Origin of the sequence: Streptomyces sp. NRRL S-118 (assembly GCF_000716335.1) — a bacterium.
In the GTDB taxonomy this organism is placed as follows: Bacteria; Actinomycetota; Actinomycetes; order Streptomycetales; family Streptomycetaceae; genus Streptomyces.
Window position 1 is genome coordinate 103,686 of sequence record NZ_KL591021.1, and the last position, 19,180, is coordinate 122,865.

Annotated in this window: 12 protein-coding genes; 9 read left to right on the forward strand and 3 right to left on the reverse strand. The window is 75.0% G+C overall.

The window, feature by feature from the left end; translation table 11 throughout:
* Positions 1 to 27: 27 nt before the first annotated feature.
* The 7 genes from IH00_RS0128455 to moeZ all read left to right on the forward strand — a co-directional run bounded on the left by IH00_RS0128455 (position 28) and on the right by moeZ (position 8,648).
* A complete protein-coding gene (locus tag IH00_RS0128455; RefSeq protein WP_031078535.1) occupies positions 28 to 1,014 on the forward strand; it encodes an alpha/beta fold hydrolase in 987 nt (328 codons plus the stop codon).
* A gap of 8 nt (positions 1,015 to 1,022) precedes the next feature.
* A complete protein-coding gene (locus tag IH00_RS0128460) occupies positions 1,023 to 2,345 on the forward strand; it encodes a DUF3152 domain-containing protein (RefSeq protein ID WP_031078537.1) in 1,323 nt (440 codons plus the stop codon).
* A 226-nt stretch (positions 2,346 to 2,571) separates the two neighbouring features.
* Positions 2,572 to 4,245 (forward strand): DUF3492 domain-containing protein, encoded by a 1,674-nt coding sequence (locus IH00_RS0128465; RefSeq protein ID WP_052411689.1) that lies wholly within the window; start codon positions 2,572 to 2,574, stop codon positions 4,243 to 4,245.
* Complete coding sequence (locus IH00_RS0128470; protein ID WP_039947505.1) at positions 4,238 to 5,446, forward strand: hypothetical protein; 1,209 nt, start codon at positions 4,238 to 4,240, stop codon at positions 5,444 to 5,446. The genes IH00_RS0128465 and IH00_RS0128470 overlap by 8 nt, the downstream gene beginning before the upstream one ends.
* Positions 5,447 to 5,612: 166 nt before the next feature.
* The gene (locus IH00_RS0128475) at positions 5,613 to 6,635 is read left to right on the forward strand and encodes an SDR family oxidoreductase (RefSeq protein WP_031078544.1); all 1,023 of its coding nucleotides are present in this window, start codon (positions 5,613 to 5,615) and stop codon (positions 6,633 to 6,635) included.
* A complete protein-coding gene (locus IH00_RS0128480; protein WP_031078546.1) occupies positions 6,623 to 7,399 on the forward strand; it encodes a spherulation-specific family 4 protein in 777 nt (258 codons plus the stop codon). Before IH00_RS0128475 ends, IH00_RS0128480 begins: the two co-directional genes overlap by 13 nt.
* Positions 7,400 to 7,469: 70 nt before the next feature.
* Positions 7,470 to 8,648, forward strand: coding sequence for an adenylyltransferase/sulfurtransferase MoeZ (gene moeZ / locus IH00_RS0128485; RefSeq protein ID WP_031078548.1), 1,179 nt, complete (start codon positions 7,470 to 7,472; stop codon positions 8,646 to 8,648).
* A 169-nt stretch (positions 8,649 to 8,817) separates the two neighbouring features.
* On the opposite strand, the gene IH00_RS0128490 is transcribed toward moeZ, so the two are convergent.
* From IH00_RS0128490 to IH00_RS0128500, 3 genes are all read right to left on the reverse strand, one after another.
* A complete protein-coding gene (locus IH00_RS0128490) occupies positions 8,818 to 10,380 on the reverse strand; it encodes an alpha/beta hydrolase (RefSeq protein WP_031078551.1) in 1,563 nt (520 codons plus the stop codon).
* Positions 10,381 to 10,462: 82 nt separating this feature from the next.
* On the reverse strand, positions 10,463 to 12,034 hold the full coding sequence (locus IH00_RS0128495) for an alpha/beta hydrolase (RefSeq protein ID WP_031078553.1): 1,572 nt from the start codon (positions 12,032 to 12,034) through the stop codon (positions 10,463 to 10,465).
* A 78-nt stretch (positions 12,035 to 12,112) separates the two neighbouring features.
* Positions 12,113 to 14,785 (reverse strand): lysylphosphatidylglycerol synthase transmembrane domain-containing protein, encoded by a 2,673-nt coding sequence (locus IH00_RS0128500; protein WP_052411690.1) that lies wholly within the window; start codon positions 14,783 to 14,785, stop codon positions 12,113 to 12,115.
* Between the two features lie 137 nt (positions 14,786 to 14,922).
* Between IH00_RS0128500 and IH00_RS0128505 the strand changes: the two genes are divergently transcribed.
* Together IH00_RS0128505 and IH00_RS0128510 are read left to right on the forward strand one after the other, a co-directional pair.
* Entirely contained in the window at positions 14,923 to 15,300 is a 378-nt protein-coding gene (locus tag IH00_RS0128505; protein ID WP_031078560.1) for an MGMT family protein, read from the forward strand.
* Positions 15,301 to 15,374: 74 nt separating this feature from the next.
* Complete coding sequence (locus IH00_RS0128510; protein WP_078888003.1) at positions 15,375 to 19,160, forward strand: ATP-dependent helicase; 3,786 nt, start codon at positions 15,375 to 15,377, stop codon at positions 19,158 to 19,160.
* The last annotated feature ends 20 nt before the right edge of the window (positions 19,161 to 19,180 follow it).

Here is a 19,180-nt window from a genome sequence, read left to right on the forward strand (position 1 = left end):
GGCGTGATCGTCTCGTAACATTGGCGCATGTCTTCGACCGAGCTGCCGGACACCCTCGCCGCCGGCGCCATGGCGCCGCGGGTGAGCACCGTGCGGGTCGCGGAGGGCGAGCGGCTCCGCACCGTCGCGCTGCCCGGACTGGCGCTGACCGTGCGCTCACGCCCGGGGGACCGCCCCGGACTGCCGCCCGCACTGTACGTGCACGGTCTGGGCGGCTCCTCGCAGAACTGGTCCGCGCTGATGCCGCTGCTCGCCGACCTCGTGGACGGCGAGGCGGTCGATCTGCCGGGCTTCGGGGACTCCCCGCCGCCCGACGACGGCAACTACTCGCTCACCGCGCACGCCCGGGCCGTGATCCGGCTGCTCGACGCCGGCGGACGCGGGCCCGTCCATCTCATCGGCAACTCGCTGGGCGGATCCGTCGCCACCCGGGTCGCCGCCGTCCGCCCGGACCTCGTCCGCACCCTCACGCTCGTCTCGCCCGCGCTGCCCGAGCTGCGGGCCCAGCGCGGCGCCTGGCCGACCGCGCTGCTCGCACTCCCCGGCGTCGCCTCCCTCTTCTCCCGGCTGACCCGGGACTGGACGGCCGAGCAGCGCGTCCGCGGTGTGATGTCCCTTTGTTACGGGGACCCCGGCAGCGTCACCGACGAGGGCTTCCGCAACGCCGTGGAGGAGATGGAGCGGCGCCTGGCGCTGCCGTACTTCTGGGACGCCATGGCCCGCTCGGCGCGCGGCATCGTCGACGCCTACACGGTGGGCGGGCAGCACAACCTGTGGCGGCAGGCGGAGCGCGTGCTCGCGCCGACACTGCTGGTGTACGGCGGGCGCGACCAGCTCGTCTCGTACCGCATGGCCCGCAAGGCCGCCACCTCGTTCCGCGACTCGCGGCTGCTGACGCTTCCGGACGCGGGCCACGTTGCGATGATGGAGTACCCCGAGACGGTCGCGAAGGCCGTACGGGAGCTGATCGACGACTACGACGACGGCAACGACGACGACAACGGCGGGAGCTGATCCGGGGCGTGGGACGACATCGTCGCAAGGGCCCCGCCGCGACGGCCGTGGGCGAGGACACCGCCGCGCCCGCGGCACCGGCGGAGCGGTCCGGGCAGCAGCCCGGCAGCGGCCGCCGCCGCAAGGGCTCCGGTCCGCCGGCCTCCCCGCCGCCCCCGATGCCGTACGACACGCCCCAGCACGGCACGCCGTACCCCGGCGAGCGGCAGACGGTGCGCGGCGGACACCCCGAGCACCAGGAGTCCGGCCGGTACGGCGACTGGCGCGGCGCACCCCGTACGCCCGCGGCGGCGGGCGCCCGGACCGGCGTGGGTGCCGGGGCGCGGATACCGGGGCCCCGGCGCGAATACCTCGAGGCGTTCGGCGCCGCCCGGGCCGGGGAGGCCCGGAACCGGGCCGCGGCCGGTGCCGCGCAGGATCCCGGCCTCCGGCCCGATGCCGGGCCGCGGAGCGCGGGCGAGCCCGTGGCCGTGGCCGTGGAGAAGAAGAACGGGAAGCCCGGCAAGGGCCTCACCTTCGCCGGCATCGCGGCCGCCGCCGTCACCACCGTCCTCGCCGTCGTCGTGGCCGGGCAGGTCACCGACGTCGGCCCCGACCTCTCCGCCGGCCGGGCCGCGGGCCAGGCCGCCGAGCGGACCGAGGACGGCTCCGCGTCCCGCTCCGACGAGCGCGTCGTGCCGCCGCCCCAGGAGCCCTCGGCGAACCCGCGGGTCCCGGCCGCCCCGGTGACGTACGAGCAGCTGATGGCCCGGCAGTTCCCGATGGACCCGAAGCTGAAGGGCGCCGGGGAGTTCGAGGCCGTGCCCGGCCTGGACGAGGCGCCCGGCAAGGGCCGCAAGGTGCGCTACCGGATCGACGTGGAGAAGGGCCTGGGACTCGACGCCGAGCTGTTCGCCGAGGCGGTCCAGAAGACCCTCAACGACGACCGCAGCTGGGCGCACGGCGGTGCCATGACCTTCGAGCGGATCTCGACCGGCGACCCGGAGTTCGTCGTCACGCTCGCCAGCCCCGGCACCACCGGCGTCTGGTGCGCCAAGTCCGGCCTGGACACGACGATCGACAACGTCTCCTGCGACTCCGCCGCGACGGAGCGCGTGATGATCAACGCCTACCGGTGGGCGCAGGGCTCGGAGACGTTCGGTCCCAAGGCCATGCACGCGTACCGGCAGATGCTGATCAACCACGAGATCGGGCACCGGCTCGGCCACAACCACGTCACCTGCCGCACGCCGGGAGCGCTCGCCCCGGTCATGCAGCAGCAGACCAAGTCGCTGGAGGTCGACGGCATCAAGTGCCGCCCCAACCCGTGGGTCTTCCCCGGGGACTCCTGACGCCGGCGCCCGACCGGGGAGGCGGCGCGCCTGACGGCCCGTGACGGGCCGCTTCCGTAGCGCGGCGGAACGCGTCGGGTACGGGAAAGTTACGCGCATTCACCCCTTCCGGTGGCGCGACGGACAACCGTCCATCGCGTCACCGGCATATCCGCTTACGTTCTTCCAGCCGCGAGCCGCCGGAACCAACGGCGGCCGGACACAAGGAAGATCGGGGGTGTAGCTCGTGCGGATCGGACTGCTCACCGAAGGCGGGTATCCGTATGCGGCGGGTGAATCCAGGGTCTGGTGCGACCGGCTCGTACGCGGCCTCGCGCCGCACACGTTCGACGTCTACGCCCTCAGCCGCGGCGCCCGCGACGACGACGGCGGCCGACTCCCCCTCCCGCCGCAGATCACCTCCGTGCGGACCGCGGCCCTCCGGGCGCCCGCGGACGACGGCCGCAGCCACGGACGGCGCGACCGCCGCCGGTTCGCCGCCCACGTCCGGCAGCTCGCCGCTGCGGTGTGCTCCGCCGACGAGGGCCCGGCCGCGCGGCACACGTTCGCCGAGGCGCTGTACGGCCTGGCGGACCTCGCCCGCGAGCGCGGCGGACTGTACGCGGCGCTGCGCTCCGAGACCGCCGTGCGCGCCCTGGAGTCGGCGTGCCGCGCCCCCGGCGCACGCCGGAGCGTGCACGGCGCCACCGTGACCGATCTCCTCGACGTCACCGGGCGGCTGGAGCGCGCGCTGCGGCCGCTCTCCCTCGACTGGTACGGCGAGCGGGACGGCCTCGGCGCGGCCGACCTGTGCCACGCCGTTCCGGGCGGCACGGCGGCCCTGCCGGGCCTGCTGGCCAAACGCTTCTTCGGGGTTCCGCTGCTGGTCACCGAGTACGGCGTGCAACTGCGCGCCCACTACCTCGGCAGCCACGGCAACCCTCCGGTGCGCGCCCTGCTCGCCGCCTTCCACCGGCTCCTCGCCGCCGAGGTGTACCGCCAGGCGGCCGTCATCACCCCCGGCAACACGCACGCCCGCCGCTGGCAGGAGAGGTGCGGCGCCGATCCCGCCAGGCTGCGCACCGTCTACCCGGGCATGGACGCCGAACGCTTCGCCGCGGTGGGCGAGGCCGCGGACGGGGCCGGGAGCGCGGCCGATGCGCGCACCCTGGTCTGGGTCGGACGCGCCGAGCCCGCCAAGGACCTGGTCACGCTGGTGCAGGCCTTCACCGAGGTGCACGCGCAGGAGCCCGCGGCGCGGCTGCGGGTGATCACCGCACCCGGACGCCGGCCGGACTCGGCGGCGTACCTGGCCCACTGCCAGGAGCTGGCGGCGCGCCTCCTCCCCGCCGACCCCGCCGACCCGCCGGTGTCGTTCGAGACGCTCGGCACCCTGGCGGAGGCGTACGCCGCGGGCGGCGTGAGCGTGCTCTCCAGCGTGGTCGAGGGCTTTCCCGTCGGGCTCGTGGAAGCCATGCTCTGCGGCCGTGCGACCGTCTCCACCGACGTGGGCGCGGTCGTCGAGGTCATCGGCGGTACGGGACTGGTCGTACCCCCGCGCAATCCGCGGGCGCTCGCCGACGCCTGCCTCGCGCTGCTGCGCGACCCCGAGCGGCGTGCGCGCCTGGGCGCCGCCGCGCGCGCCCGGGCGCTCGAACTGTTCACCGTGGAGCAGAACCTGGCGGCATTCCGCGGCATCTACCTGGAGCTGCTCTCGCAGGCCCCGGTGCGCCGCGACGCCGAGGCGGTGAACGCCGCCGGCGACCCGGTGCCCTTCGCCCACCCGGCCGAGGCGTTCCTGGCCGGTCACTGGACGTGCCGCCCGGCAGGGCGCGGCACCACGCCGGCGTGGGCCGGGCGCCCGGCGGACCGGGCCACCGCACGGCCGGTGGGAGCCCACGCGGGAGGCGGCCGTGGCTGACCCCGTCAGGGCGCTGCTCCAGCGGCACCGGGCCCTGTGCGAGCGGGCCGTCGACCCGCTGGAGATCGCCGCGGGCCTGGAGGCGCACGGCATCACCGACCGCACCGCCGCCCGCTTCCGGCACCGCGACGTCTTCTCGCTCGCGGAGGAGCTGTACGCCCGCGTGCCGCGCTACGGCGGAGGGCTGGACGACGTGCACCGCGACGGTGAGCGGCCGGACGGCGCACGCCGCGACGGCGGAGGGCCGGACGGTGTGCCGCCCGGTGGGCCGTCCGGCGCGCCGGCTGTAGCGGCGGACGCCGTGCCCGCGGTGCCCGCGTCGCCCCCGGCAGGGCAGGGGCGCGGGCAGGTGCTGCTCCCGCTGCTGCCCGGCGTCGTGTGCGCGACCGCCCTGGCGGGCGTCGCGGCGACGGACGGAACGCTGCGCGTCGTCGTCGCGGGGACGGGGGCCGTCGCCTTCGCCGTGGCGCTCTCCGTGTCCCTGCGGCGCGGGCCCCTGCGGGCCCGCGGACGCACGGCGCCCGTGCTGGGCGTGTGGGCCGGCCTGCTGATCGCCCATGCCCTGTTCGGCGACGGCCTGCTGGCCGCGCTGGTCGCCGGCGGGCCCGCCGGGCCGTGGCCCCCGGCCCTCGTGGCGCCCGTGGCACTGGCGTTCGCCGTGGCCCCCGCCGCCTGGTGCGCCCGCCTCTTCGCCGTACGGGCGCGCCGCCGCCTCGCGGCCAGCCCTGGCCTGCACGACTTCGCCGCCGCCGCGCGTCCGCTGCTCGGCCTGGCCGTCACGCTGTACACGGCGGTCCTGACGGCGCTGCTGCTGCTCGCCGGGCCGGCCCTGGAGGCCATCCGGCCCGGCGGGCCCGGCGACCCGGCGCTCCTCGGTGCCGCGGGCCCCGCCGGAGGCATCGCGTCCGGCGGGGCGCTCGGGGTGCTGCTCTTCGTCGCCCGGCTGCTCACCGTCCACGGCTTCCCCGGGCCGGCCGCCACCGGACTGCTCGGCGCGTGCGCCGTCGAAGCGTCCGCCCTGGCGTCCGTGCTCGCCGGGCGCGTGCCCGGCTGCGCGTTCCTCGCCCGGCCCGTCGAGGCGGCCGTCGCGGCCTGGGGGACCGGCGCCGTACCGGCGGTCGGATGCGGAGCGGCGGCGCTCGCCCTGCTCGCGCGGGCCGCCGTCGTCCTCGCCCGGGCCTCCGCCCACGCTGCGCCCTGATCCCGGATCCCCACCGACCGGTTCCGCCACCGGCCGGCGGCCGCCCGTGCGCCGAGGCCGCACGGACGCCGCACCCACAGCCCTCACCGGCACGATCACCCTAGGAGAGAACAGAGATGACGTACCGAACCCCAGCAACGCCCGGTCGGCACGAAGGGACCGCGCGATGAGGGTGCTGCTGCTCGGTGCCAATGGATTCCTCGGCCGTTTCGTCGCCGACCGGCTGCTCGCCGACCCGGCCGTGCACCTCACCGCCCTCGGGCGCGGCGACGACGCCGACGTGCGCTTCGATCTCGCCGGTGGGAGCCCCGGCGCGCTCACCCGCTTCCTGGACGCCGTTCACCCCGGCGTCGTCATCAACTGCGCCGGGACCACCCGCGGCGGTGCCCGGGAACTGACCCGGCACAACACCGTCGCCGTGGCCACCGTGTGCGAGGCGCTGCGCCGCAGCGGCTGCGGGGCGCGCCTGGTCCAGGTCGGCTGTGCCTCCGAGTACGGGCCGTCGCAGCCCGGTTCGTCCACCGCCGAGGACGCGGTCCCGCGCCCCGGAGGGCCGTACGGCGTGTCGAAGCTGGCCGCGTCCGAGCTGGTCCTCGGCTCCGGACTCGACGCGGTCGTCCTGCGCGTCTTCTCGCCCGTCGGGCCCGGCACCCCGGCCGGCTCGCCGCTCGGGCGGCTCGCGGAGGCCATGCGCCGGGCGATGCAGTCCGGCGACGGGGAGCTGAAGCTGGGCGGCCTCGGCGTGCACCGCGACTTCGTCGACGTCCGGGACGTGGCCCGGGCCGTGCACGCCGCATCCCTCTCCGCCGCGCAGGGCATCGTCAACATCGGTACGGGCCGCGCGGTGCGGCTCCGGGACGCCGCGGCCGTCCTCGCCAGGGTCGCGGGCTACGCGGGCGCCCTGCACGAGCTCGACGTGCCGCCCGGCCGGCCGTCCCCCGGCGGCCCCTCCCCGCTCGGTGGGCCCGCGCCCGCGGGGCACTCCCCGGGAGGCCCGGCCATCGTCGCGCAGCGCGGCGAGAGCGCGCCGGAAGGGCTGACCGGCGCGCCCCTCCCGTACCCCGACGGCTGCGGGAGCTGGCAGCAGGCGGACGTCCGCACCGCCCGCGACCGGCTCGGCTGGCGGCCCCGCATCAACCTGGAGGAGTCGCTCGCCGACATCTGGATGGAGGCCGCATGCCGCATCTGACCACGACGGGCGCGCAGCTGTCGGCGACCGGGGCGGCGGAGCTCGGCATCGGCATCCCGGGCTACGCCCATCCGCTGGTGGCGCCCGTCGAGTGGGGCGAGCTGACCCGGCCCGGCGCCCCGCTGCACTGGGCCGTCCTCAACGTCGCGGACGGCCCCGGGACCCGGCCCGACCCGCACTGCCTGGAAGCGGCGGGCCGGCTGCGCAACGCGGGCGTGAAGGTGCTCGGCCACCTCGACCTCGGCCACGGGTCCCGCCTCTTCGGCGACCTCGTCGGCGACGCGCAGCGGTTCGTCGACTGGTACCAGGTGGACGGCTTCCTGCTGGGCCACTGTCCCTCGGGCGGGGCCGACCTCGCCGCCGTCCGGCGCACCACGGCCACGCTGGAGGTGGTCCTGGAGCACGCCGACGGCGGTCACCTGGTCCTGGGGCACGGCGGCCACCCGCACCCCGGCTACGCCGACATCGCCGACCAGATGGTGACCTTCGTCGGATCGTGGGCCGATTACCGCTGGTCGCAGGTGGCGGAGTGGACCGCGGACCATCCGCCGGAGCGGTTCGTGCACCTCGTCCACGGCGTGCCCCGCACCCACCTGGACGAGGCCGTGCGCATCGCCCGGTGGCAGGGCGCCGGGACGATCTTCTTCACCGACCGCACCGGTGACACGTCCGGGGAGCACGGGGGACCAACCGACCCATTCGCGGCGCTGCCCGGCTACTGGGACGAAATCGTCTCGCGTATCGGACCAGGTGTCTCGGAATGAGAAGGGCCGTGGCACTGTTACGGAAGCAGAACCGTACTGACTACCGACCAGCTGTATTGATGAGGTCTCCGTGTCGCTGCCACCCCTGGTCGAGCCGGCTGCCGAGCTCACCGTAGACGAGGTCCGCAGGTACTCCCGCCACCTGATCATCCCGGACGTCGGGATGGACGGGCAGAAGCGGCTGAAGAACGCCAAGGTGCTCTGTGTGGGCGCGGGCGGCCTCGGCTCGCCCGCCCTGATGTACCTGGCCGCGGCCGGCGTGGGCACGCTCGGCATCGTGGAGTTCGACGAGGTCGACGAGTCGAACCTGCAGCGCCAGATCATCCACAGCCAGTCCGACATCGGCCGCTCCAAGGCGGAGTCGGCCCGGGACAGCGTCCTCGGCATCAACCCGTACGTGAACGTGATCCTCCACGAGGAGCGGCTCGAGGCCGACAACGTGATGGACATCTTCAGCCAGTACGACCTGATCGTCGACGGTACGGACAACTTCGCCACGCGGTACCTCGTCAACGACGCGTGCGTGCTGCTGAACAAGCCGTACGTCTGGGGTTCGATCTACCGCTTCGACGGCCAGGCGTCGGTCTTCTGGTCCGAGTACGGCCCCTGCTACCGCTGCCTGTACCCCGAGCCCCCGCCGCCGGGCATGGTCCCCTCCTGCGCCGAGGGCGGCGTGCTGGGCGTGCTGTGCGCGTCCATCGGTTCCATCCAGGTCACCGAGGCGATCAAGGTCCTGGCCGGCGTGGGCGAGCCGCTGGTCGGCCGCCTGATGATCTACGACGCCCTGGAGATGCAGTACCGCCAGGTCAAGGTCCGCAAGGACCCGAACTGCGCGGTCTGCGGCGAGAACCCGACCGTCACCGAGCTCATCGACTACGAGGCCTTCTGCGGCGTCGTGTCCGAGGAGGCCCAGGAGGCGGCGCTCGGCGCGACGATCACTCCCAAGCAGCTCAAGGAGTGGATCGACGAGGGCGAGAAGATCGACATCATCGACGTCCGCGAGCCGAACGAGTACGAGATCGTCTCCATCCCGGGCGCCCGCCTGATCCCGAAGAACGAGTTCCTGATGGGCAACGCCCTCCAGGACCTGCCGCAGGACAAGCGGATCGTCCTGCATTGCAAGACGGGTGTCCGCAGTGCGGAAGTCCTGGCGGTGCTGAAGTCCGCCGGCTTCTCGGACGCGGTGCACGTCGGCGGCGGCGTCATCGGCTGGGTCAACCAGATCGAGCCGCAGAAGCCGGTCTACTAGACGACGTCTCCGTAGGGGCCCCGTCCCGTACGGTGCGCCGCTCGACGGTACGAAGGGCCGGACCCGGTGGGTCCGGCCCTTCGCCGTGCGCCGGGGGAGTGTGCCCGGGCCGTGCGCCGGCGCCGTCCGCCCTCCATGGGCCGACCGTGTGCCGGGGCCGTGCCGGGGCTCAGGAGGAGCAGGTCGTGCCGTTCGCCGGCACCTCGCCCTCCAGCAGGTAGGCGTCGACCGTGCGGGACACGCACGCCGACGTGCCGTACGCTCCGTGCCCTTCGCCCTTGTTGGTGACCAGGACGCCGACGCCCTCGCCGAGCGCGTCCGCCATCCGCTTCGCGCCCTCGTAGGGCGTGGCCGAGTCCCCCGTGGTCCCCACGACCAGGATCGGAGCGGCACCCGGGGCGCTCGCGTCCCACGCGGCCGCCTCGCCCTTCACCGGCCAGGACGCGCACCAGGCGGCCGTGTCCCACGCCAGGAACGGACCGAACACCGGCGATATCCGCCGCAGCTCGGGCACCAGCGCCTCGGCGTCGGTGACCGTGGGCCGCTCGCTGCTGTCGGCGCACGAGATCGCCCGCTGCGAGTGGTGCTGGGTGCCGTAGTGGCCGCTGCCGTCACGGTTGTTGTACATGTCCGCCAGACGCAGCAGCGTGTCGCCGGTGCCCTGCTCCTCCGCCTCGCCGAGGGCCTGGGTGAGGAGCGGCCACATGCTCTGCGAGTACAGGGTCTGGACGACACCGGTGACGGCGAGGCTCTCCGTGACCTTCCGGCCGCTGCTGGAGGGCAGCGGTTCGCGGTCGAGCCGCTCCAGCAGCCGGGCCACGCGCGCGGTTCCCGCCGCGGGGTCCTCGCCCCTGCTCCGGAAGTAGTTGTTCAGCGCCCGCTGGAAACCGGTGGTCTGGTTGCGGGCGTGGCCCGCCGTGTCGGTCGTCGGGTCGACCACCGCGTCCAGGACCACCCGCCCCACGTTCCCGGGGAACAGGTGGGCGTAGGTGGCACCCAGCTGCGTGCCGTAGGAGAAGCCCAGGTAGTGCAGCTTGTCGTCACCCAGCACATGCCGGATCAGGTCCAGGTCGCGTGCCGTGTTGCTCGTCGTGACGTGCCCGATGAGCCTGCCCGCGCGGGTGGCGCAGCCGGCCCCGAAGGCGGCGCCGTCGCGGATGAGCGCCGTCTCCTCGGCCGGGGTGTCCGGCGTGAGGTCGACGCTCCGCTCGGCGGCGGCCTGCTCCTTGTCGTCCCGGCACACGACGCCGGCACTGCGCTCGACCCCCCGCGGGTCGAAACCCACCAGGTCGTAGCGGGCGTTGAGGGCGTCGTACTCGCCGCCCGTGCGGGGCAGTATGCCGACGCCGGAAGCGCCGGGGCCGCCGAAGTTGAACAGCAGCGAACCGATCCGGCGGTCCTTGTCGCGCGCCTCCTTGCGGACCAGCGCGACGGAGATCGTCCCGCCGCCCGGGTTCCCGTAGTCCAGCGGCACCTTCACCGCGGCACAGCGCCACGCCGCACCGGGCTCCTCCCCGCCCCCGGGCGCCTCGCAGCCGCGCCACCGCGGTTGCTGGCCGGTGAGCGCGGCGGGCAGCGCGGAAGTCGTGGACCCGGGGGCCGTACGGGCCGGGGCGCCGCCGCGGCCGCCGCCGGCACCGTCACCGCTGTCGCCGTCGTCACAGCCCGCCGCCGGCCCGGCGATCAGCACCGCGGCCGCCGCCCAGGCCCCCGCGCGTACCCGCATGGACATGTGTCCCCCCAACATCCGTACCGGCACGCCACCCTAGCGGGCGGCGCCGGCGGCGGCGCGGGCGCTACGGGCTCGGCGGGCGTCAGGGGCAGACCGTGCCCGGTGCGGGGACCTTGTTGCGGAGCAGGTACGCGTCGACCGCGCGCCGCACGCACGCGTCGCCGCTGTTGTACGCGCCGTGCCCCTCGCCCCGGTACGTCAGTTCCACACCGACGCCCTTGCCCAGCGCCTCCACCATCTTCCGGGCGCCCGCGTACGGCGTCGCCGGGTCGCCGGTGTTGCCGATGACGACGATGGGCGCCGCGCCCGGGGCGCTCACGTCGGGGTGGTCCCAGGTGCCGGGCACCGGCCACTGCGAGCAGCCGATCAGACCCCAGCCCAGGAAGTCGCCGAAGACCGGGGACACCTCGCGGAACTCGGGCAGCTTCGCCTTGGCCTGCGCGGGCGAGTACCGCTGCTTGTCGTCCACGCAGTTGATGGCCGCGTTCGCCGCCTGCAGGTTGCTGTAGTTGCCGTTCTGGTCGCGGCCGTTCATCGAGTCCGACAGGGCCAGCAGCAGCCCGCCCTGGCCGCCGTCGGCCTCGTCGAGACCCTGCTCCAGGTACGGCCAGTACTCCTTGGAGTACAGGGCCTGCGCGATGCCGTTGGTGGCCTGCGACTGGGTGAGCTTGCGGTCGCCGAGGCCGGTGATCGACTTCTTGTCGAGCTCCGCGAGCAGCCCGATGACGAACTGCTCGATCTCCTGGACGGTGCTGCCCGGCAGCTTGCACGCGTCGCCGCGCTTCACGCAGTCCGCGGCGAAGTTCCGCAGCGCCAGCTGGAAGCCGCGGGCCTGGGCGAGCGAGCCCTGCTCGGGGGTCCCGGTCGGGTCGACCACGGCGTCGAAGACGGCGTGGCCCACCCGCTCCGGGAACAGGTGGGCGTAGACACCGCCCAGTTCGGTGCCGTACGAGATGCCGAAGTAGTGCAGCTTGTCGTCGCCCAGGACCGCCCGCATCAGGTCCATGTCCCGGGCCGCCTCGACGGTGCCCACATGGGGGAGCATCGCGCCCGACCTGTCCTCGCAGGCGGCCGCGTAGTCCTTCAGCGCGTCGACCCAGATCCGCTCCTCGCGGGCGTCGTCCGGTGTGGAGTCCAGCGCGAAGAACGCGTCGAGCTGCCGGTCGTCCTCGCACTCCACGCCCTCGCTGCGGCCCACCCCGCGCGGATCGAAGCTCACCAGGTCGTAGCGGCTGCGGAGCTGTTCGTAGTCCTTGGCGAAGGAGGGCAGGGCCGTGATGCCGGAGCCTCCCGGGCCGCCGAAGTTGAAGATCAGGGAGCCGATCCGGCGGGCCGGGTCGGCCGCCTCGGCCCGGATCAGGGCCAGCTCGATGGTCTCCCCGTCCGGCTGCGCGTAGTCCCGCGGCACGTCCATGAAGGCGCACTCCCACCGGGCGCCGCCCGGCAGCGGCGAGGGGGCCGTTCCGCTGCCCTCCCCGACGGAGGGTGCCCGGCACTCGGACCACTCCAGCGCCTGGGCTGCGAGATCACGGTCCCCGCCGTCCTCCTCGCCACCGCCGGAGCAGCCGGCGGCGAGCAGGACGGCGACCGCGGTCGCCGCGCTCGCCGCGGCGAGGACTGGGGTACGCCGGTGGGTGCGGCTGGGCGTCGGCATGTACCCATGCTGCGTCCGCCGCGCGCCCGCCGCCCGCGACGGCGGTCCATGCGGGTGGCCCGGCCCCGCGCCCGGCGCCTACAGGGCGCCCTTGCGGGTGAGGAAGTTGAACGAGACCCACCCGGGCAGCACCGGCAGCCACAGCGTCAGCAGCCGGTACAGCAGGACCGCGGGCGTCGCGACCTCCAGCGGCAGCCCGCCCACACCCACCAGACCGAACGTGAGCGCGCCCTCCACCGCGCCGACACCGCCGGGCGTCGGCGCCGCCGACCCCAGCGCGTTGCCCGCCAGGAACACCACGGCCAGGCTCGCGTAGCTCAGCTGCTGGTTCCCCTGGTCGAACGCGCGGATCGAGGCGTCCAGGCACAGCACGAAGGTCGCGGTGAGCAGCAGCATCCCGCCGATGCCGGTGATCAGCTTCATCGGGCGCTGCAGCACGTCCAGCATGCGCGGCACCACACCCGCGAAGAGCGAGCGCAGCCGGGTCGAGACGAACTTGCGCAGGGCCGGGATCGCCGTGACGACCAGCATCAGCACGGCGACCGTCAGCAGGCCCGCGATGACGGTCCTCGACGGCGTGAAGTCCTGGGTCTTCTCCGTGCCCGTCAGATAGCCGAAGGCGAGGAGCAGCAGGATGTGCGCCCCCAGGCCGAAGAGCTGCGAGGCGCCGACGCTCGCCACGGCCAGTCCGGGCCGTACGCCGGAGCGCTGGAGGAAGCGGGTGTTCAGCGCCACACCGCCCACCGCCGCGGGCGCGACGATCTTCACGAAGGAACCGGCGACCTGCGCCAGCACCGTCCGCAGGAACGACACGCGCTCCGGTACGAAGCCCAGCAGGCTCATCGTCGCCGCCACGTAGCTCAGCGCGGAGAACAGGACGGCGACCGCCACCCAGCCCCAGCTCGCGTCGGCGATCGTCGACAGCGGTGTGCGGGCGATCTGCGACAGCAGGAAGTACGCGGCGATCGCGCCGGCGATGAGGCTGATGAGGGTGCGCGGCCGGATCCGCTCCAGCCGCACCGGCTCCACCGGCGCCTGCGGACGGATCAGCAGCACCTGCCGCCGGATCTGGGCGAGCAGGTCCTCCTCGCGGGCCTCGTCCAGGGCCTCGTCCAGCGCCCGCTTCTCGGCCTGCTTCTCCGCCCGTACCGCCTTGCGCTCCGCCTTCTCGTCCTTCTCCGCGCCGTGCGGCGCCCCGTGCGTCCCGGCGGCCTCCAGGCGCGCCTGCCGCGCCTCCTCGGACGCCTTGAGCACGGCCTCGCGCTCGCGCTGCGCACGCTCCCGGGCCAGCTTGCGCAGCGTCGCGCGCGTGGAGCGGCTCAGCGCGATCGGCTGGAGCAGCGGCAGGCAGTCGGCGACCTTGTCGGGGCCGAGCACCTCCACCGCGGCGGCCACCGCGCGCTCCGCGCCGACCCGCAGGCCCAGCGTGGTCAGCAGCTGCGCGATGTCCATGCGCAGGACCAGGTCGCCGGCGGCGATCTCGCCGCCGCGCAGATCCGTGACGGTCACCCTGCCGGAACGATCCACCAGAATCGCGTCGCCGGTGAGCCTGCGGTGCGCGATGCGCCGCGACTGGAGCGCCTTCACCTGCTCCCAGGAGCCGCGCACCACGTCGTCGGTGATCTCCTCGTCCGCCATCGCGTCGAGCGATCTCCCGCCCAGGTGCTCGTACACCAGCATCACGGCGTCCGGGCCGAGCTCGGAGGTGGCGATGAGCTTGGGTGCGTGGGCGCCGGCGGCGATCGCCGCGTACGCCAGCAGCGCCTCCTGTTCGAGGGCCTGGCGCAGCGACTGGATGGAGCGACGGGTGGTGATCCCGCGCAGGGTCATCCGGCGCCACACCCGGTAGAAGAAGCCCTGCGCCTGCTGTTCCCGGTCCACGACGGTGACGTCGAGCGGCGGCCCCTCCTCCAGGGTGACCAGATAGCGCCGGCCCCGGTCGCCCTGCTCCGCCGAGTCGGCCACGTCCTCGGCGCGCATCGCGCTGACCGGGCGGAAGCCGACGTGGCGCAGACCCGCCAGGAGCGTCTGACCGGTGGGGCGGACGTTGGGGGAGCCGACCGTGTAAAGCGTGCCGTACGCGACCGTCCAGCCGATCAGGATGGTCAGGATGATCGACAGGGGTGTGGTGTAGCCGGCCACCAGCATCGTGAAGGCGTCCAGCACCAGCACCGCCCACAGGGCGATGCGCCAGCGGGGTCTGCGGGCCATCCCGACGGCCGACATGTAGGCGATGACCGGGGCCAGGTAGCCGTGGACGGGGTCGGTCAGCCCGCCTCCCGCCGCCGGCTGGGTCAGCGCGTCCTGGATGGTGGCCGGGGCCCCCCTGGCCACCCACAGGTCCGTCGCGAGGGTGACCCCGTGGGCCAGGACGGCGGCGAGGACGCCGTCGGCGATGCGCAGGCCGTCCCGTTTGATCAGCCGCTCGATCGCGAAGGCGACCGGCACCAGCAGGACGGCGATGCTGGAGGCGAGCCCGGCGAGCTTGACGAAGAGGTCGGGCGCCTGGCCGGTGCCCTTGTTGATGTCCTGCTCCAGGCCCGAGGTCGTGGCGTGGGCGAACGCGGCGATGGCCAGGACGACGGCGATCGCGAAGACACCGATGAGCAGCCGCAGCAGATCGGACGGGCGGTGGACGCGGGCAGCGAGAAGCGGCTCGTCACCGGAGACGCGGTCGATGGGGCCCTCCGCGTTCACGCATACCGTCCCCTTCCGCCACTCCCCGAGAGGCCGTACATCCTGCCCCTCCATGGTCCCTCTGTCTTGTTGATCTCGTATCACCAGTCACCGCCCGGAAGATGGTGGCATGACCGGGCGCCGGGCGCGGGCATCAGGGTGCGTCGACCGCGTCGCCCGCGTTGTCGGTGCCGTGGTGCAGGATGGTCCGGATGAGTACGCAGGACCTTCCGGAGCCGCCCGGTCTCCCGCCCGGGCTGCCGGAGTACGCCGAGCGGGTGCTGGAGGCGGCGGAGCTGATCCCGCCCGGCCGGGTGATGACGTACGGGGACGTCGCCGATTGGCTCGGGGAGGGCGGGCCGCGCCAGGTCGGCCGGGTCATGGCCCTGTACGGCGGCGGCGTGCCGTGGTGGCGCGTGGTGCGCGCCGACGGGCAGCTGCTGCCCGGGCACGAGCTGCGCGCCCTCGGCCACTACCAGGAGGAGGGCACCCCGCTGCGCGAGGCCGCGCGTACCGCGGAAGGGCACCTGCCGCGCCTCGACATGCGCAGGGCGCGGTGGGACGGCGGTGACGTGGCCGCTCCGGCGTGACGGGCCCCTCGTCCCGGCCGCCCGCGTAACGTTGCCCTTCACCACCAGCACACCCACCAGGACCGGCGATCCACGTGAGCTCCTCCTCGACTACCACCGGGCGTACGCCGTACCGGGGGCGCACCCCCGGCGCGTACCGACTGGTGCGTACCCCGCCGGCTCCCGTGAACCCCCCTCTCCTGGACGCATCGCAGCGTGCCGTGGTTGACCACACGGGCGGGCCCCTGCTGGTGCTGGCCGGGCCCGGCACCGGCAAGACGACCACCCTGGTGGAAGCGGTCGCCGCCCGTATCGCCGGCGGCACCGACCCGGAGCGGATCCTGGTCCTCACCTTCAGCCGCAAGGCGGCGGTGGAGCTGCGCGACCGGATGGCGGCGCGCATCCCCGGCGCGCGCGCCCCGCAGGCCACCACGTTCCACTCCTACTGCTACGCGCTGATCCGCGCGCACCAGGACGCCGAGCTGTTCTCCGAGCCGCTGCGCCTGCTGTCCGGTCCGGAACAGGACCTCGCCGTGCGCGAGCTGCTGGCCGGGCAGCTCGACCTGGAGCGCGAGGGCCTGGCCCGCGTCCACTGGCCCGACGAACTGCGGGCCTGCCTGACCACGCGCGGCTTCGCCGACGAGGTGCGCGCCGTGCTGGCCCGCTCCCGCGAGCTGGGCCTCGGGCCGCGCGCCCTGGCGGACTTCGCGGCGCGGCAGGGACGGCGGGACTGGTCGGCTGCCGCGCAGTTCCTCGCCGAGTACCTGGACGTGCTCGACATGCAGGGCGTACTGGACTACGCCGAGCTCGTCCACCGCGCCGTGCTGCTCGCCGGCTCCGCGGACCTCCCGTCCTACGACGCGGTCTTCGTCGACGAGTACCAGGACACCGACCCGGCGCAGGTCCGGCTGCTCGGGGCGCTGGCCGGGGGCGGGCGGACCCTGTACGCGTTCGGCGACCCCGACCAGTCGATCTACGCGTTCCGGGGCGCCGACATCAACGGCATGCTCGACTTCCCGTACGCCTTCCGCCGCGCCGACGGCTCCCCCGCACCGGTCGCCGTCCTGACCACCTCCCGCCGCTCCGGCGCGGCGCTGCTGTCGGCGACCCGCCTCCTCACCGCGCGCATGCCCCTGCCGCGGCTGCCCGCCGACAAGGTGCGCGCCCACCGGGACCTGGCGGCGGTACGCGACGGCGGCCGCGTGGAGACGTACACCTTCCCGACCGCCTCCACGGAGCTCGACAACATCGCGGACATCCTGCGCCGCGCCCACCTGGAGGACGGCGTGCCCTGGCACGACATGGCGGTCCTCGTCCGTGCGGGCACCCGCACCATCCCCGCCCTCCGCCGCGCCCTCACCTCCGCGGGCGTCCCCGTCGAGGTGGACGCCCCCGACATCCCGCTGCGCCACGAACCCGCGGTCTCCCCGCTCCTGACGGCCCTGCGCGCCGCGGCCACGGCGACGCTCGGAGCGGCTGCGGACGCGGCTGCGGGCGAGGCGGCTGCGGGGGTGGCTGAGGTGTCCGAGGCCGCCGAGGCCGCCGAGGTTGGGGAGGGCACGTCAGCCGGGGTGCCAGAGGTGTCCGAGGCTGCTCAGGTCGCGGAAGCCGGCGAGGCGGCGGGGCACGCGGCTGGCCTCGAGGTCGCGGAGCCCGCCGCGCGCGCGGCGGGCGCTGGGCACGCGGTGGGTGCCGTGCGCGGGGAGGGCGTCGAGCCCGCGGGCGGCGTGGGGGACGCGGGGCCCGCCGCGCGCGATGAGGTTGCCGGGCACGCGGAAGGTGTCGACCCTGCGGACGGCGTCGAGGCCGGGAAGGGCGTCGCGGACGAGGAGGGCGCGGACAGCGCCGACCCCGCGGACCGCGCCGTGCCCGCGGACGGCGCCGTGCCCGCGGACCGCGCCGTGCCCGCGGACGGCGCCGTGCCCGCGGACGGCGCCGAGCCCGCGGACGGCGCCGAGCCTGCGGACCGCGCCCAGCGCCCGGAGCCCGGTGAGGCCGAGGAAGGCGCGTGGCTCGACGCCGAGACGGCGATCGGGCTGCTCGCGTCGCCGCTCGGCGGCATGGACGCCGCCGACCTGCGGCGCCTCGGGCGGGCGTTGCGGGACGAGGAGCGGGCCGGCGGGAACAAGGTCCCCCCGCCCTCGGACGTGCTCATCGCTCGCGCCCTCGCCGAGCCCGAGCGGCTCGTCGCCCACGACCCCGCCTACGCCCGCGGCGCCCAGCGGCTGGGCCGGCTGCTGCGCCGTACCCGCGAGCTCCTCGCGGCCGGAGGCACCGCCGAGGAGGCCCTCTGGCTGCTGTGGGACGGCACCCCGTGGCCCGCCCGCCTGCAGCGCGCCGCGCTCCGTGGCGGAGCCGCCGGCCGCAACGCCGACCGGGACTTGGACGCCGTGTGCGCCCTGTTCGACACCGCCGCCCGCGCCGAGGAACGCACCGGCGGCCGCGGCGCCCTGAACTTCCTCGAAGAGCTCGACGCCCAGGACATCGCCGCCGACACCCTCTCCAAGCGGGTCGTCCGCCCCGACGCCGTCCGTCTGATGACCGCCCACCGCTCCAAGGGCCTCGAATGGAGCCTGGTCGTCGTCGCCGGCGTACAGGAAGGGCTCTGGCCCGACCTGCGGCGCCGCGGCTCCCTCCTGGAGGCCGACCGGATCGGCCGCGACGGCCTGGCCGAGCCGCTGACGCCGGGCGCCCTCCTCGCCGAGGAGCGCCGCCTGTTCTACGTGGCCGCCACCCGCGCCCGCGACCGCCTCGTCGTCACCGCCGTCAAGGCACCCGCCGACGACGGCGACCAGCCCTCCCGCTTCCTCACCGAGCTCGGGGTCGAGCCGAAGGACGTCACCGGCCGGCCCCGCCGCCCGCTCGCGGTCGCGGCGCTCGTCGCCGAGCTGCGCGCCACGACGGTCGACCCCGACGCCTCCCCGGCCCTCCGCGACGCCGCCGCCCGGCGCCTGGCCGAGCTCGCGGCGCTCACCGACGACGAGGGCCAGCCGCTCGTCCCGGCCGCGCACCCCTACCGCTGGTGGGGCCTGTACGACCCGACCCACTCCACCGCCCCCCTCCGGGACCGCGACCGCCCCGTCGCCCTGTCCGGCAGCGCCCTGGAGCAGCTCGCCAACACCTGCGCCCTCCAGTGGTTCCTGGGCCGCGAGGTCAAGGCGGACGCCCCCGCGACCACTGCCCAGGGCTTCGGCAACGTCATCCATGTCCTCGCGGACGAGGTCGCCTCCGGCCGCACCCCCGCCGATCTCGCCGTCCTCATGGAGCGCCTCGACTCCGTGTGGAACGCGCTCGCCTTCGACGCCCCCTGGAAGTCCGCCCAGGAGAAGGAGCACGCGCGCGTGGCGCTGGAGAGGTTCCTGCGCTGGCACGTGATGGACCGCGGTGGCCGCACCCCCGCGGCCACCGAGCACGACTTCGACGTCACCCTCGAAGCGGGGGAGTACGAGGTGCGCATCAGGGGCTCCATGGACCGCGTCGAGGCCGACGAGCACGGCCGCGCGTACGTGGTGGACTTCAAGACCGGCAAGTCGGCCCCCACCAGGGACGAGGTCGCCCGCCACCCCCAGCTCGCCGTCTACCAGCTCGCCGTCCGCGAAGGCGCCGTCGACGAGGTCTTCGACGGCCGCCGCCCCGAACCCGGAGGCGCGGAGCTCGTGCAGCTGCGCCAGCCCGCCCCCAAGAAGGAGGGCGGGGACCAGCTGCCCAAGGTGCAGGCCCAGGAGCCGCTCGCCGGCGAGTGGGTCGGCGACCTGCTCGCCACCGCCGCCGGACGCGTCCTGGACGAGCGCTTCACCCCCTCCGCGGGCCAGCACTGCACGCACTGCGCGTTCCGGGCCTCGTGCAGCGCCCGCCCCGAAGGCCGCCAGATCCTCGAATGAGCGATGACGGGGATGTCAGT

Bases quoted from the DNA above. Each gene is read 5' to 3' on its own strand.
- IH00_RS0128495 (WP_031078553.1), bottom strand. From the start codon at position 12,034: ATGCCGACGCCCAGCCGCACCCACCGGCGTACCCCAGTCCTCGCCGCG.
- IH00_RS0128480 (WP_031078546.1), top strand. From the start codon at position 6,623: ATGCCGCATCTGACCACGACGGGCGCGCAGCTGTCGGCGACCGGGGCG.
- IH00_RS0128500 (WP_052411690.1), bottom strand. From the start codon at position 14,785: ATGGAGGGGCAGGATGTACGGCCTCTCGGGGAGTGGCGGAAGGGGACG.
- IH00_RS0128475 (WP_031078544.1), top strand. From the start codon at position 5,613: ATGAGGGTGCTGCTGCTCGGTGCCAATGGATTCCTCGGCCGTTTCGTC.
- IH00_RS0128505 (WP_031078560.1), top strand. From the start codon at position 14,923: ATGAGTACGCAGGACCTTCCGGAGCCGCCCGGTCTCCCGCCCGGGCTG.
- IH00_RS0128490 (WP_031078551.1), bottom strand. From the start codon at position 10,380: ATGTCCATGCGGGTACGCGCGGGGGCCTGGGCGGCGGCCGCGGTGCTG.
- IH00_RS0128455 (WP_031078535.1), top strand. From the start codon at position 28: ATGTCTTCGACCGAGCTGCCGGACACCCTCGCCGCCGGCGCCATGGCG.